Raw genomic sequence first — 14,193 nt, 5'->3', positions numbered from 1 at the left:
AAAAAACCTGATAATTTTTACATCATCAGGTTTTTCTCTATATTCTATTCTCTTTATTCTTTCTTCTAAAAAATAAATTAATCATTCAATTTCAAAACAGCCATAAACGCTTCTTGAGGAATTTCAACATTTCCAACCAATCTCATACGTTTTTTACCTTTTTTCTGTTTTTCCAATAGTTTTCGTTTACGGGAAATATCTCCACCATAACATTTGGCGGTAACATCTTTACGCAATGCTTTTATCGTTTCACGCGAAATTACTTTTACCCCGATAGCTGCTTGAACAGGAATATCAAATTGTTGGCGTGGAATTAATTCTTTCAACTTCTCACACATTTTTTTACCAATAGAATACGCATTATCGGCATGCATCAAGGATGATAAAGCATCCACAATCGTAGCGTTTAACAAGATATCAACTTTAACCAAATTAGAAGTTCGCATCCCAATTGGCGTGTAATCAAAGGAAGCATATCCTTTAGAAACTGTTTTCAAACGGTCATAAAAATCAAATACAATCTCTGCTAACGGCATATCAAAAGTCAACTCTACACGTTCCGTAGTCAAGTACGTTTGATTGGTAATCAATCCACGTTTTTCGATACACAAACTCATTACATTTCCAACATAATCAGATTTGGTAATGATTGTTGCTTTTATAAAAGGCTCTTCAACATGGTCTAAACGAGAAGGCTCCGGTAAGTCCGAAGGATTATTTACTATAAGCGGTGTTGTAGGGTCTTTTTTGGTGTAAGCCAAATACGAAACGTTGGGGACGGTAGTAATCACAGTCATGTTAAACTCTCTCTCCAAACGTTCCTGGATAATTTCCATGTGTAACATTCCTAAGAATCCGCAACGGAAACCAAATCCTAAAGCTGCTGAGCTTTCCGGTAAAAAAACCAGCGAAGCGTCATTCAACTGCAGTTTTTCCATAGAGTTTCTCAACTCCTCATAATCTTCGGTATCTACAGGATAAATCCCAGCAAAAACCATTGGTTTCACGTCTTCAAAACCTTTAATTATATTCGTTGTTGGTGTTTTTGCATCCGTCAACGTATCTCCTACTTTTACTTCTTTCGCTTCCTTAATTCCAGAAATCAAATAACCAACATCACCTGCTGAAATGACTTGTTTCGGAACCTGGTTTAGTTTCAAAGTACCAATTTCGTCTGCAAAATATTCATTACCGGTGGCCATGAACTTGATTTTCTGGCCTTTTTTAATCTGTCCGTTTTTGACACGGAAAATAACTTCAATTCCACGAAACGGATTGTAATGGGAGTCAAAAATCAATGCCTGTAGCGGCTCATCCACATTTCCTGATGGAGGCGGAATTTTTTCGATAATTGCTGCCAATATATTTTCCACACCAAAACCAGTTTTACCCGAAGCGTGTATAATATCTTCCAATTTACATCCAAGTAAATCAATTATATCGTCACTTACTTCCTCTGGATTGGCGCTTGGTAAATCTACTTTATTTAAAACCGGAATAATTTCCAAGTCATTCTCTAGAGCCAAATATAAATTCGAAATCGTTTGTGCCTGAATACTTTGCGCTGCATCTACAATCAAAAGTGCGCCTTCACAAGCTGCAATCGAACGAGAAACCTCATATGAAAAATCCACGTGTCCCGGAGTATCAATCAAATTCAGGATGTATTCTTGTCCTTTATACGTGTATTCCATCTGAATCGCGTGACTCTTAATCGTAATCCCACGTTCGCGTTCCAAGTCCATGTTATCAAGCAATTGCGCTTTTTCTTCACGAGCGGTAACAGTTTGTGTTGCGCCAAGAAGTCTATCAGCAAGCGTACTTTTTCCGTGGTCAATATGTGCAATAATGCAAAAATTTCTAATATGCTTCATCTTCTGTATCTGTCAATTTTACTAATGCTTTGGCATTTAATCTGCAAATATAGGGTAAAAGTTTGACAGTTGAATTGGAATTAATTTTCAGGTATTTTAAAAAATTATATTTTACCTCATATTATATTTTGCATTGTAAAAAGTGGTGTCTTTTTCTGAAAAAACTACCCTTCTGTTGTCTTCATTTTTGAATTCGAAGTCGTCATTCACTACAAATTTTACTTCGGTAAATTTATATCCAGTTTCAAAAGTTACGGTTATTTCATAAAGACTGTCTTTTTGTATCGTTTTCATTTCGGTGTCATAATCCCAAGATAATGGTTTGTCTTTTCCTCTAATCCCAACCTTTTTCACCTCTTTTATTTCAGAAGTGTTTAATCTAAAAACAACTGTTTTTTTAAAAGTTTTTTGCACACAACTTGTTAAAAATAAAGAGAGTATGCAAACACTTATAGCTACTTTAGTTTTCATAATTATGCTTTTTTAGGATTAATAAATAATCGATTCCAAATCTCCCCGAACCTAGAATTAAATAAAACATCGCAATCCACAAAAATCCCATTGCAGCTAGACAATTCCATAATCCGTTGTTGATTTGTTGCATAAAAATAGCTACTAACATGGTGCAAATAATAAGAAAAGAGGCTATTCTAGTTTGAAATCCGAACAATAACAATAATCCGCCAATGGCTTCTCCAAATGCGCCCATCCAAGCAAAAAATCCCGGAGCAATTGCAAAAACACCACCATAATTAGCAACATCATTTGGAAACCAAAAAGCGACTTCAAACAATCCTAAATTATTGTCGGTTGGCGACCAAGGCATTCCGAATTTTGCCGCTCCAAAATTAAAGGCTAACAAGTAGCCACAAACAATTCGTGGAATAGTTATAAATAAATCTTGCGACCAATGTGTCAACAAAATGGGTTTAGTGATTTTAGTTAGTAGCTTCATAAAAAAAGTATTAAGATTTCAAATTATATTACTATTTGTTAATATTCACAATATTTCCGTTTCCAGATTTGATTGATTCATTAATATTAGTTGCATTTACTCTTGCATTTCCATTGCCACTACAAGTTATTTTAGCCTTTTTTGCGATTAGTTTTTCGGCGTTAAGATTTCCATTCCCTCGACAAACTATCTCAAGATTATCAATAATTCCTGACAGTGTAGTGCTTCCATTTACTGGATTTACGGATTTGAAATTTTTGCTGTTTATACTAGTAACAGTTAGTCCAGAATTGCCATTATTGCTTGCTTCTAGTATAAAAGGCATGGTTATTTTCCGTCTAAATCGTTAAAAATTACTTTACTGAAATTTTTATAATTGTAAGTTTTGGTAATCGTTTTTCCTGAACCTCTTAGTTGTGCGTTTACAAAAGTTGACGATAAAGCCAATACCATTGCGATGATTAATTTTGTCATAATAAGTTTTTTAATGATTCATTGTTGATTGAAACTCGTTTATTTCTTATATCCCATCGATAATCCGGTATCTCCAGTTACATACAAATCAACCGACGCAATTTCATTGGATTTGTTTTCAATAACTAAAGCGGTACTGCTTTCTGCTTTTACTTTAATAGTTTCATTTGGACTAACAATAATCGGCGAATGCGTTCCTCCAGTAATAGGAGCCTTAATTATTTGTAAATCGTGATTGGAAACGTTTTTAAGTTTTACTTTAAAGGTTCCGTGTTCATTATTTCCTAAAACAAAACTTTCGTTTGGTTTAATGGTTGTGTTAGAAGTTAGCGAACCAAATACTCCACAAGAGGTAACAAGTAATAAAATAGCGAATAATGTAATAAGTAATTTCATAATTTGAATTTTTAATGATTATTAACAGGGCAAAATTGCGCCATAAATCATAGTCAATCGCTTCAAATTATGATTTGAGACTAACTAAATATTATTTGAGAAGTGTTGTGAATGTTGAAGTTACAAAGTTTCAATATATTCTTTTGGAGTTTTTCCGGTATTTTTTTTGAAAGCTCGGTTGAAAGTTGCTTTTGAGTTAAAACCACTATCAAAAGCTATTCCTAATAAGGTAGAATTTTTATGTTCACCGTCTGCAAGACTGTTTTTCACCGCTTTAATTCGGTAGCTATTAATACAATCATTAAAATTCATTTCAAATCCTTGATTGATGGTTTTAGAAATTACAGAAACATTTGTCCCTAGTTTTTTTGCTAAATCTAGAAGTGTCAATTCAGAATTTTGATACCATTTTTCATCTTGAATTAATGTTTCAATTTTGGATTTCCAATGTTCAATTTCAGGTGAATTTGATTCTTCAAATGTTTCGTACTGAATGTCAATACTGTTTTCTGTTTCATTGGTCTGATTTTCATTCAATAAGAGTATCGGATTTTTATCAAAAAAAGACATCTTAAACGGAATTGTAGTGTTTAGAGGGTTTGAATATCCAGTAATTGCTATATAATACATAACAATTGAAAAGAAAAGAAAAAACCACCAGCTGCCTTGGTAGGATTTCATTTCGGGATAAAAAACGCCTGTAATATCAAAAAAAATTGGTAAAAGCAGCATGACTAAAAAAGCAATTAAATACGTTTTTATCCATTTAAACAAAATAGTATCGGCATAACTAACTACTTGAAGCATTAGTTTTTTGTAAATATTATAATATTGAATACTCAAAATAAAATAAACAATCATGGAAACTAAACCCAGCTTTTGATACCAATAATCAAAATCTTTATCCATGCCGTTTTTATAGAAATAGTAATCTCCAAAAATAAACTTGTCATAAACCCAAATTGCAGTAATGTATAGGAGATAAATGAATCCAGGAAGTAAATGAAGTGCTTCTTTTTTTGAAAATTTGAAAGATGGATTTAACAGGCTTTGCGTGTAAAAAAAGATAATCGGACCAACAAATAGCAAATGCTGAAAAGGCGTATAAAATAAAAAATCCCTGTATGGTTGATTGTCATACCAACCAGCAAAACCTAGCATCCAGGGCGCAATATAAAGACAGCACAAAAAAATAAAAAGACTCAATAAATAATTGGATTTGTTTTGAGTCTTTATTGCCTTTGCGAGTATTAAAGCGCTATAAACTATTCCTTGTGTAAAGGAAATAAGTAAAACAGAACTATAAAATCCAAATTGAAAAAGCATTGCTAAGTTTTCGTAAAAATAATTATTAATTTTAAATGATTGTCACACATAAGATTAAATTTCATAACCGAACTTTCTTAACTATCTTTGCAAAAAAATAAATTGATGATCAAGATTGGCAACATAATATTACCTGATTTCCCTTTACTTCTCGCACCTATGGAAGATGTGAGCGATCCGCCTTTCCGCAGATTGTGTAAAGCCCATGGAGCTGATATGATGTATTCTGAATTTATTTCTTCCGAAGGATTAATTCGTGACGCCATTAAAAGCCGAATGAAATTAGACATTTTCGATTACGAAAGACCTGTAGGAATCCAGATTTTTGGTGGTGATGAAGAAGCAATGGCACTATCTTCAAGAATTGTATCTACCGTAAACCCGGATTTAATAGATATTAATTTTGGTTGCCCTGTAAAAAAAGTCGTTTGCAAAGGTGCTGGAGCCGGCGTTTTGAAAGACGTTGATTTAATGATTCGTTTGACTCAAGCTGTTATCGACAGTACGCATTTGCCTGTAACGGTAAAAACGCGTTTGGGTTGGGATGATAATTCGATAAATATTGATGAGGTTGCGGAACGTTTGCAAGACATTGGTGTTGCCGCTTTGAGCATACACGCCAGAACCCGTGCCCAAATGTACAAAGGCCATTCCGACTGGTCGCATATTGCCCGAGTAAAAAATAATCCTAGAATCACGATGCCTATTTTTGGAAATGGCGATATCGATTCTCCGGAAAAAGCGTTACAGTATAAAAACGAATACGGTATCGACGGAATTATGATCGGTCGCGCTGCTATTGGTTATCCTTGGATTTTTGACGAAATCAAACATTACTTTAAAACTGGTGAACATTTGCCAAAACCTACAGTTATTGATAGAGTTGAAGCAGTGCGAAATCACCTGACTTGGGCTATGGAATGGAAAGGTGAAAGACTAGGAATTGTAGAAACACGCCCACATTATACCAATTATTTTAAAGGAATTCATTCTTTTAAACCATTCAAACAACAATTAGTAACCTTAGATCGCCCTGAAGAGTTGTTCGCCGCTTTGAACGAGATCGAAGATGCTTATGCTGGTTATGAGGTTGTTTAACTAAATATTTCAAACACAACCCGAGCTATAGTGAACAGGCGAAGCAATTCCACTAATTTGCACAAATGAGCTCATGTAAATTAGTGGAATTTGTGTTTTATTTTTTTTAAATCCGAAATCAAAAATCGTTAATTTGAAGTCAAAAATCTTACTCCAATAACTTTTTACTCACACGACTACTCGCAATCAGCGAAGCTACAAAACCGAGCGTAACTATGGTTCCCATAACAATCAATACATTTTCTACATTGAAAACCACAGGATAAGCCAGTGTTGGGGTTATCATAATAAGTTCAAATTGTTGTTGTAATAACACAATAATAATTCCTAAAATCAAACCGATAGTTCCTCCAAAAACACTCAGTAAAGTCCCTTGAAGCAAGAATATTTTTCGCAAATCCTTGATTTCAGTTCCTAGATTGAAGAGGGTTTTAAGATTTCCTTTTTTGTCTAAAATCATCATAATCAGCGCGCCAATCAAATTAAAAAGTGCTACGACGATAACTAAAGTAAAAATTAAATACACGGCAATATTCTCGGTATTCAACATTTTGTAGAGCGACTCGTTAAGTTGAGCCCTATTTTTTATGGTAATTTTATCCTTGAAAATAGTTTGAAGTTTGCTGATGATGGAATTTTCATCAGCACCGGATTTTACTTTAATTTCAATTCCAGAAACCTGATTAGTTTTGTATTCCAATAGTTCCTGCGCTAAACCTAAATCGGCAAAAACATATTTTGAATCTAAATCTTCGCTGATGGCATAAATCCCAACAGGAATAATGTCCGTTTTGTTAAACGCTTGCTCTTCATTTTCAATGCTGCCTTTTCCTGCCTTTGGCACCATCACTTCTAACTGATTATTAAAATCAAGTAAACCCATTGAAAATTTCTGGGCAATTCCATAACCAACGACCACTTGATACGTATCCGGTTTCAGCCATTGACCGTTGAAAAGCTTTTTTTCGATGGCATTAACTTTACTGAAATTAGCATCAACACCTTTCAAGTAAGTAACTTCTTGTTTTCCGTCATAAGTAAATAAGACCCGTTCTTCAATTATTTTGGTATAAGAAGCAAGACCGTCAATTTTCTTGATTTGGTTTTCCTGGTCGGGAGAAATAAGCAATGATTTGCCTAAAGTGCTACTAATTTTTAAATCAGGATCAATGTCATTGGTAAACGAAAGACTAAAAACTTTCAGTCCGCTAAAAACAGATAAAACGACAAACAAAGCCATTGCACCAGCAATAATTCCCATGCTGGCAATGCGATTGATAATATTTATAGCGTTGTTTTTACTGTTGCTAAGAATGTAGCGTTTGGCTATGTAAAGAGGAAAATTCAAATTTTATTGAAATCTGCGTTTATCCAAAAGATCTCTGTTTTCTATAGGATTATCTCTATTGGCTAGCGCATTATCAATCTTTTCAATGTAATCTAAAGAATCGTCAATAAAGAAAACCAAATTTGGAACTTTTCTTAATTGTAAACGAACACGTTGTGATAAATCATGTTTTATTGTTTTAGAATTGGACTTAACCGCTTCTAAAATCTCTTTTGCTTTGTCCTGAGGGAAAACGCTTAAATGCACTGTAGCTACTGATAAATCTGTAGTTACAGTAACCTTGGATACCGAAATGATTAAATTAGCCAATCCGTTTTTTCTCACTTCACCTTGCAGAATATCAACCAAATCTTTTTGGATAACCCCACCTATTTTTTTCTGTCTATTTGTTTCCATGCTGCAAAAATACTACTTTTAAGTTTTATCCCGAAGTTTCGAGACAATTTTTAAAAACAACCTAGCAATAGTTGTATTTTTAGGAGCTATTTCCTGCTATTCGTTGCAATCTTTTATAAAGCTGGAAGCCTTTTGAAGGCTTCTAGCTTTATAAAAGAATTTCCACTTCAAACGAAGTTCACTGAACTCCGATGGAAATAAAAGCTAAGTGAAGTAATCAGGGCTAGGACATTCGGAAACTATCAAATTCAGATTAAAGAGAAACTAATTCCATCCTGTCTCCCTTCCCTTTGGGGAGGGTTGGGGAGGGGAAAATATAAAACTACATGCAAAGACCTTCCTTCTCCATATATGACGCATCAGCCGGTTCCGGAAAAACGTATGCGCTAGTGAAAGAGTATTTAAAAATTATTCTTGTTGCCAAGAAAAATGATGCCTATCGCAACATTCTCGCCATAACGTTTACCAACAAAGCGGTACACGAAATGAAATCCCGAATTGTAGGCAGCCTTTCTGAATTTGCCAAAGACGAACCAAGTTCAAAAGCGCAGGATTTAATGCAGGATCTGTCAATAGATACGGAATTATCGATCATTCAAATCAAAACCAAAGCGCAACAAATCATCAAGCATATTATTCACAATTATGCCGCTTTTGATATTTCTACGATTGATAAATTTACGCATAAAGTGATTCGGGCTTTTGCGCATGATTTAGGTTTGCCTATGACTTTTGAGGTCACTTTGGATACCGAAAATCTGCTTGTTGAAGCTGTTGATGCCATTATTGCACAAGCCGGTGAAGATGAAACATTAACAAAGCTGTTAATTGATTTCACAATGGAAAAAACTGACGATGATAAATCGTGGGATATTTCTAGGGAAATTCTCGATACCGGTCGTTTGGTTTTAAACGAAAACAATAGAAACGAAATCACGCATTTTCAAGATAAATCCATCGGTGAATTTGTTGAAATAAAAAAGAAATTAGGCGAAGCCTGCAAAGTTTTAGAAAAAGAAACTGTGGTTTTTGCAGAAGAAGCATTATTGTTAATAGACAAAAACGGAATTGATAATAAATCATTTTCGGCAGGACATTTTCCAAAACATTTGTTGAGTATCCAAGAAGGAAAATTCAATCCAAAAAATAAAACCTATCACGAATTCGATGATATAAAAATCAATAAAACGGCAAAAGACCGCGCGATTATTGAGAACATAATCCCGGATTTATTACAGATTTTGGACCGAATTTATAAAACTTTCGAAAAAAGAGATTTCTACAAAGCTTTTCTGAAAAACATTACGCCATTATCATTGCTGAATACCGTTAGTAATGAATTAGCCAAAATTCAAAGCGAACAAAACGTGCTTTCCATTTCTGAATTTAATGCAATTATTCACACGGAAATTCAAAACCAGCCAGCGCCTTTTATATATGAAAGATTGGGAGAACGATACCGACATTTTTTTATTGACGAATTCCAGGATACATCCGAAATGCAATGGCAGAATTTAATTCCGCTTATAGATAATGCTACGTCCAGCGAAATTGATGGCGAAAAAGGAACTTTGATGATTGTGGGTGATCCAAAACAATCCATTTACAGATGGCGTGGCGGAAAAGCCGAGCAATTTATCGACTTGAGTAAAGAACAAAATCCGTTCAATAATCCGGAGAAAGTTTTGGAACATTTAGATAAAAACTACAGAAGTTATTCGCAGGTAATTCAATTCAACAATGATTTCTTTCAATTAGTATCGAATGAATTCGAACATTTAGATTATAAAGACTTATACGAAAATCACAGTCACCAAAAGACAAATCATAAAACGGGTGGTTATGTAAATATTTCGTTTATTCCAAAAGTGGAAACTTCAGAAGATGAGGAAGAATCCTTGGATAAAACAGAATTATTTGTTTTAGCGACATTGAACACGATTCAAAAAGTAATTCGGGAAGGTTTTGAATACAAAGATATTGTGATTCTGACCAGAAAACGAAGCCAAGGAATTGCGATTGCCAATTATTTGACCGAACAAAAAATCCCGCTTTTATCATCAGAAACTTTGATGATACAAAACGCCACTGAAGTCCGCTTGATTATTCATTTATTAAAATACTTAAAAAACAACGCCGATTTAGAAGCGAAGGCTTATTTCTTGCATTATGTTGGAGAGCATATTCAAGGTAAAATGCCAGTTCATGATTTCATTGCGCAAGGAATGGCTTTATTTCATGAAACTGATTTCGAAAATTGGCTGATGAGTTTTGATATCTCACTTTCGTTCCAAAATATTAGAAAAAAATCATTGTATGAGTCTGTTGAGGTTATTATTTCGAAATTCCTAAATCCAAAAATAAGTAACGCTTACGTCCAATATTTTCTGGATATTGTTTTGGAACGTGACATTCGCAATCAAGCAGGAATTTCGGACTTTCTGAATTTCTGGGACAAAAATGCTGATAAATTTAGCATTCCTTCACCAGAAGGGAATAATGCAGTGCGAATTATGACCATTCACAAATCGAAAGGCTTGGAATTTCCGGTCGTTATTTTTCCTTTTGCTGAGGAAGATTACAACAGGAAACCCAAAGATAAACTATGGCTCAACGCCGAAGAGGAAACTATAGGTTTGCCTAAAGTTTTAATTGATAATAGTAGTGCGGTAGAAGGATTTGGTGAGGAAGCATCTTTGGTTTATAATCAAAAAAAGCAGGAAGAATTGTTGGATAATATCAATGTTTTGTATGTGGCTTTAACTCGTGCCGAAGAACAATTATATGTCATTTCCAATATGAATTTGTCCCGAAAAGGCGAGGTTCCAAAAAATAACATGTGTACTTTTTTTATTAATTATTTGATGAGCAAAGGAGAATTTGACGAAAGTAAATTGGAGTATGAATTTGGGAATTCAACCAAATTATCAGAAGAAAAGAAGCATGTCGATACTTCTAAAACGATTCCTTTGGTGACAGAAATTCTCAACCCCAAAAACATAAAAATTGCACAACGCGAAGCTATTATGTGGGGAACGCACCAGCAGGAAGCTATAGAATACGGTAATTTAGTTCATGAGATTTTATCTTTCGTAAAAACAAAAGCCGATGTTGATTTAGCGATTACAAAATCCATTGAAAGTGGATTAATCACTTTTGGACAAAAAGAAACGGTTTATAAAAGTATTCAGGAAATTGTTAATCATAGTGAATTAGAAAGTTATTTTTCTGAGGGGAATCAGGTTTTAAACGAACAAACCATAATCCAAAAACAAGGAAAAACCATCAAGCCTGACCGAATGACGATAAACAAAGATAATGAGGTGTTTTTATTGGATTATAAAACAGGAACGCACAATTCAAAATACCAATTACAATTGGAAAATTATCAACAGGCAATTGAATTAATGGGGTATAAAGTGGTAAAAAAAGCACTTGTGTATATAGGTTCAGCAATCGATGTAGTACATTTGTAACCTAAATTATAAACTTTGAGCCTTTATGTCATTAGGACAATAGCTTTAAATCTTAAACTTTTACAAAATCATGTACGGAAAAATACAACAACACCTGCAATCAGAACTTCAAACTATTGTAGATAACGGAATTTTTAAATCAGAAAGAATCATCACTTCGCCACAAGGAGCCGAAATCACGATTTCTACCGGAGAGAAAGTTTTAAATTTTTGTGCCAATAATTATCTTGGATTATCATCGCACCCAGAAGTGATTCAGGCTGCCAAAGATGCTCTAGATACACATGGTTTCGGAATGTCATCCGTGCGTTTTATTTGTGGAACTCAGGATATCCACAAGACATTGGAAAAAAAGATTTCTGAATTTTACCGAACCGAAGATACGATTCTTTATGCGGCGGCTTTTGACGCTAATGGAGGTGTTTTTGAGCCGTTGTTAGGAGAACAAGACTGCATTATTTCGGATAGTTTAAATCATGCTTCTATTATCGATGGGGTTCGTTTGTGTAAAGCGGCGCGTTACCGTTATGAAAATAGCAATATGGAAGATTTGGAACAACAACTGATTAAAGCTACAGCCGCTGGAACTAGATTCAAATTAATTGTTACGGACGGTGTTTTCTCTATGGACGGAGTAGTGGCGCCCTTAGATAAAATTTGTGACTTAGCAGATAAATATGATGCTATGGTCATGGTTGACGAATGCCACGCGGCCGGATTTATTGGTGCAACCGGAAAAGGAACGCTCGAGGCAAAAGGGGTGATGGGTCGTGTAGATATCATTACAGGAACTTTAGGAAAAGCACTTGGAGGAGCTATGGGCGGTTATACAACAGCAAAAAAAGAGATTATTGAAATATTACGTCAACGATCCAGACCTTATTTATTTTCAAATTCATTGGCTCCTGCCATTGTTGGAGCTTCCATAAAAGTTTTTGAAATATTAGAAAGAGATACCGTTTTACGTGATAAATTAGAATGGAATACTAATTATTTCAAGGAAGGAATGAAAAAAGCCGGTTTTGATATTATTGATGGCGATTCAGCAATCGTTCCGGTAATGTTATATGATGCCAAATTATCCCAAAATATGGCCAATGAACTGTTAAAAAAGGGAATTTACGTAATTGGGTTCTTTTTTCCAGTGGTTCCGAAAGATAAGGCTAGAATTAGAGTTCAATTATCAGCGGCTCACACTACTGCTCACTTGGACAAAGCAATTAATGCTTTTATTGAAGTGGGTAAGATGTTAAAAGTTATATAATTTTCATTTGAAGTTATATAATTTCCACTTTTGGTATAATTTGTAGGTTTATTTTAACATTTCATTTTGTATTTATAAAATTACGCATTACTTTTGTTTGTAATTAACTAATTATTTAATTAAAAAAAATAAGTATGAAACATCTTAACAAACTTTTATTTGCTGTAATGATGGTGATGGGATTAAGCTCTCACGCACAAGACAGTAACAACCCATGGGCAATCTCTTTTGGAGTTAATGCTGTTGACACCAGAACAAGTGCTGGTGGCGGAAAAAATTGGGCAGATCGTCATTTTTCTCAACCATTCGCTGTAAAAGACAACTGGAATATTCTTCCTTCAGTATCTTATCTTTCTGTATCAAGATTTATAGGAGATGGTTTCACTTTTGGAGTTCAAGGTTCTGTAAACAAAATTACTAAATATGTTCAATTTGCTCCAAATGCTGTTGGTCATGATTCTCGTGGTTACATCGTAACTAACCCTGGTGACTTAATGTATTATGGTATTGATGGAACTATTAGATATAGTTTTATGAATTTACTTAAATCTAAAGTAATTGATCCTTCCCTATCTGTTGGTGGTGGATATACTTTCTTTGGAGACAGTAGCTACGGAACTGTTAACCCAGGTGCTGGTTTAACTTTTTGGTTTACTGATAACATAGGTTTATCTTTTGCTACAGCATACAAAAAATCATTTGGTGATAGAGAAGATGCTGCTGGAAAACCTGATGCTCCATCACATTTCCAACATACTGCTGGACTTACTTTCAAATTTGGTGGTAAAGATACAGATGGTGATGGAATTTATGACAAAGATGATGCTTGTCCAGAAGTTGCTGGTTTAAAACAATTCAACGGATGTCCTGACACAGACGGCGATGGTATCCAAGATAGTGAGGATGCTTGTCCTGATGTTGCTGGTTTAGCTGCATTAAAAGGTTGTCCTGATACTGACGGCGATGGTATAGCTGATAAAGATGATGCTTGTCCAGAAGTTGCTGGTTTAGCTGCATTAAATGGTTGTCCAGATGCTGACGGAGATGGTGTTGCTGATAAAGATGACAAATGTCCTACAGTTGCAGGTCCTAAAGAAAACGCAGGTTGTCCTTGGCCAGATACTGACGGAGATGGTGTTTTAGACAAAGATGATAAATGTATCGATGTAAAAGGTACAGTTGCTAATCAAGGTTGTCCTGAAGTTTCTGAGGAAGTTATGATGAAATTGAATGAGTACAGTAGAACAATCTTGTTTGATTCTGGAAAATCTACTTTCAAAAAACAAACTTACCCAACTTTACAATCAATTACTGCAATCTTAAAAGAATATCCTTATTCAAGATTCTTAGTTGAAGGTCATACTGATAGCGATGGTTCTAACGCAATGAACCAAACATTATCTGAAAACAGAGCTGCAGCAGTTAAAAATTACTTAATTGAGAATGGTATTGCTGCTGATAGATTAAAATCTACAGGTTTTGGTGAAACTAAACCAATTGATACTAATAAAACTGCTAAAGGAAAAGCACACAACAGAAGAACTGAAATTTCTTTAATAAAAGAATAAATTTTTCTAAAATATTTA

General features: G+C 34.4%; 13 protein-coding genes. 4 read left to right on the top strand and 9 right to left on the bottom strand.

Going from position 1 to position 14,193, the window contains the following annotated elements:
- Positions 1 to 77 precede the first annotated feature (77 nt).
- From lepA to BUC23_RS10075, 7 genes are all read right to left on the bottom strand, one after another.
- Positions 78 to 1,874, bottom strand: coding sequence for a translation elongation factor 4 (gene lepA, locus BUC23_RS10100; protein ID WP_073209088.1), 1,797 nt, complete (start codon positions 1,872 to 1,874; stop codon positions 78 to 80).
- 111 nt (positions 1,875 to 1,985) lie between these two features.
- Positions 1,986 to 2,345, bottom strand: a complete 360-nt coding sequence (locus BUC23_RS10095; RefSeq protein ID WP_073209086.1) for a hypothetical protein — start codon at positions 2,343 to 2,345, stop codon at positions 1,986 to 1,988.
- Positions 2,335 to 2,829, bottom strand: a complete 495-nt coding sequence (locus BUC23_RS10090) for a DoxX family protein (RefSeq protein WP_073209084.1) — start codon at positions 2,827 to 2,829, stop codon at positions 2,335 to 2,337. The genes BUC23_RS10095 and BUC23_RS10090 overlap by 11 nt, the downstream gene beginning before the upstream one ends.
- A gap of 31 nt (positions 2,830 to 2,860) precedes the next feature.
- The gene (locus BUC23_RS10085; protein WP_073209082.1) at positions 2,861 to 3,154 is read right to left on the bottom strand and encodes a GIN domain-containing protein; all 294 of its coding nucleotides are present in this window, start codon (positions 3,152 to 3,154) and stop codon (positions 2,861 to 2,863) included.
- Between the two features lie 2 nt (positions 3,155 to 3,156).
- Positions 3,157 to 3,303, bottom strand: a complete 147-nt coding sequence (locus tag BUC23_RS17510; RefSeq protein WP_167365573.1) for a hypothetical protein — start codon at positions 3,301 to 3,303, stop codon at positions 3,157 to 3,159.
- 39 nt (positions 3,304 to 3,342) lie between these two features.
- Positions 3,343 to 3,699 carry a hypothetical protein gene (locus tag BUC23_RS10080; RefSeq protein WP_073209080.1) on the bottom strand — a complete coding sequence of 119 codons (357 nt, stop codon included), beginning with the start codon at positions 3,697 to 3,699 and terminating at the stop codon, positions 3,343 to 3,345.
- A gap of 120 nt (positions 3,700 to 3,819) precedes the next feature.
- On the bottom strand, positions 3,820 to 4,860 hold the full coding sequence (locus BUC23_RS10075; RefSeq protein WP_244153794.1) for a helix-turn-helix domain-containing protein: 1,041 nt from the start codon (positions 4,858 to 4,860) through the stop codon (positions 3,820 to 3,822).
- Between the two features lie 270 nt (positions 4,861 to 5,130).
- Here BUC23_RS10075 and dusB point away from each other — a divergent pair, with 270 nt between their 5' ends.
- On the top strand, positions 5,131 to 6,123 hold the full coding sequence (gene dusB, locus BUC23_RS10070; RefSeq protein ID WP_073209076.1) for a tRNA dihydrouridine synthase DusB: 993 nt from the start codon (positions 5,131 to 5,133) through the stop codon (positions 6,121 to 6,123).
- A gap of 148 nt (positions 6,124 to 6,271) precedes the next feature.
- Here the strand turns inward: dusB and BUC23_RS10065 are convergent, their stop codons facing one another.
- Both BUC23_RS10065 and rbfA read right to left on the bottom strand, forming a co-directional pair.
- The gene (locus BUC23_RS10065; RefSeq protein WP_073209074.1) at positions 6,272 to 7,471 is read right to left on the bottom strand and encodes an ABC transporter permease; all 1,200 of its coding nucleotides are present in this window, start codon (positions 7,469 to 7,471) and stop codon (positions 6,272 to 6,274) included.
- Positions 7,472 to 7,474: 3 nt separating this feature from the next.
- Positions 7,475 to 7,867 carry a 30S ribosome-binding factor RbfA gene (rbfA, locus tag BUC23_RS10060; protein WP_073209072.1) on the bottom strand — a complete coding sequence of 131 codons (393 nt, stop codon included), beginning with the start codon at positions 7,865 to 7,867 and terminating at the stop codon, positions 7,475 to 7,477.
- Between the two features lie 326 nt (positions 7,868 to 8,193).
- Between rbfA and BUC23_RS10055 the strand changes: the two genes are divergently transcribed.
- The 3 genes from BUC23_RS10055 to BUC23_RS10045 all read left to right on the top strand — a co-directional run bounded on the left by BUC23_RS10055 (position 8,194) and on the right by BUC23_RS10045 (position 14,175).
- Complete coding sequence (locus tag BUC23_RS10055; RefSeq protein ID WP_073209070.1) at positions 8,194 to 11,343, top strand: UvrD-helicase domain-containing protein; 3,150 nt, start codon at positions 8,194 to 8,196, stop codon at positions 11,341 to 11,343.
- Positions 11,344 to 11,413: 70 nt separating this feature from the next.
- The gene (gene kbl / locus BUC23_RS10050) at positions 11,414 to 12,607 is read left to right on the top strand and encodes a glycine C-acetyltransferase (RefSeq protein WP_073209069.1); all 1,194 of its coding nucleotides are present in this window, start codon (positions 11,414 to 11,416) and stop codon (positions 12,605 to 12,607) included.
- A 134-nt stretch (positions 12,608 to 12,741) separates the two neighbouring features.
- The gene (locus tag BUC23_RS10045) at positions 12,742 to 14,175 is read left to right on the top strand and encodes an OmpA family protein (RefSeq protein ID WP_073209067.1); all 1,434 of its coding nucleotides are present in this window, start codon (positions 12,742 to 12,744) and stop codon (positions 14,173 to 14,175) included.
- Positions 14,176 to 14,193: the final 18 nt, after the last annotated feature.

The sequence above is a fragment of the Flavobacterium xinjiangense genome, from assembly GCF_900142885.1.
GTDB classification, from domain to species: domain Bacteria; phylum Bacteroidota; class Bacteroidia; order Flavobacteriales; family Flavobacteriaceae; genus Flavobacterium; species Flavobacterium xinjiangense.
The sequence above is the reverse complement of the archived record's forward strand: the minus strand, read 5'-3'. Positions and strand labels throughout refer to the sequence as shown.

Bases quoted from the DNA above. Each gene is read 5' to 3' on its own strand.
- BUC23_RS10080 (WP_073209080.1), bottom strand. From the start codon at position 3,699: ATGAAATTACTTATTACATTATTCGCTATTTTATTACTTGTTACCTCT.
- BUC23_RS10090 (WP_073209084.1), bottom strand. From the start codon at position 2,829: ATGAAGCTACTAACTAAAATCACTAAACCCATTTTGTTGACACATTGG.
- rbfA (WP_073209072.1), bottom strand. From the start codon at position 7,867: ATGGAAACAAATAGACAGAAAAAAATAGGTGGGGTTATCCAAAAAGAT.
- BUC23_RS10055 (WP_073209070.1), top strand. From the start codon at position 8,194: ATGCAAAGACCTTCCTTCTCCATATATGACGCATCAGCCGGTTCCGGA.
- BUC23_RS10045 (WP_073209067.1), top strand. From the start codon at position 12,742: ATGAAACATCTTAACAAACTTTTATTTGCTGTAATGATGGTGATGGGA.
- BUC23_RS10085 (WP_073209082.1), bottom strand. From the start codon at position 3,154: ATGCCTTTTATACTAGAAGCAAGCAATAATGGCAATTCTGGACTAACT.
- BUC23_RS17510 (WP_167365573.1), bottom strand. From the start codon at position 3,303: ATGACAAAATTAATCATCGCAATGGTATTGGCTTTATCGTCAACTTTT.
- dusB (WP_073209076.1), top strand. From the start codon at position 5,131: ATGATCAAGATTGGCAACATAATATTACCTGATTTCCCTTTACTTCTC.
- BUC23_RS10095 (WP_073209086.1), bottom strand. From the start codon at position 2,345: ATGAAAACTAAAGTAGCTATAAGTGTTTGCATACTCTCTTTATTTTTA.
- lepA (WP_073209088.1), bottom strand. From the start codon at position 1,874: ATGAAGCATATTAGAAATTTTTGCATTATTGCACATATTGACCACGGA.
- BUC23_RS10075 (WP_244153794.1), bottom strand. From the start codon at position 4,860: ATGCTAGGTTTTGCTGGTTGGTATGACAATCAACCATACAGGGATTTT.
- kbl (WP_073209069.1), top strand. From the start codon at position 11,414: ATGTACGGAAAAATACAACAACACCTGCAATCAGAACTTCAAACTATT.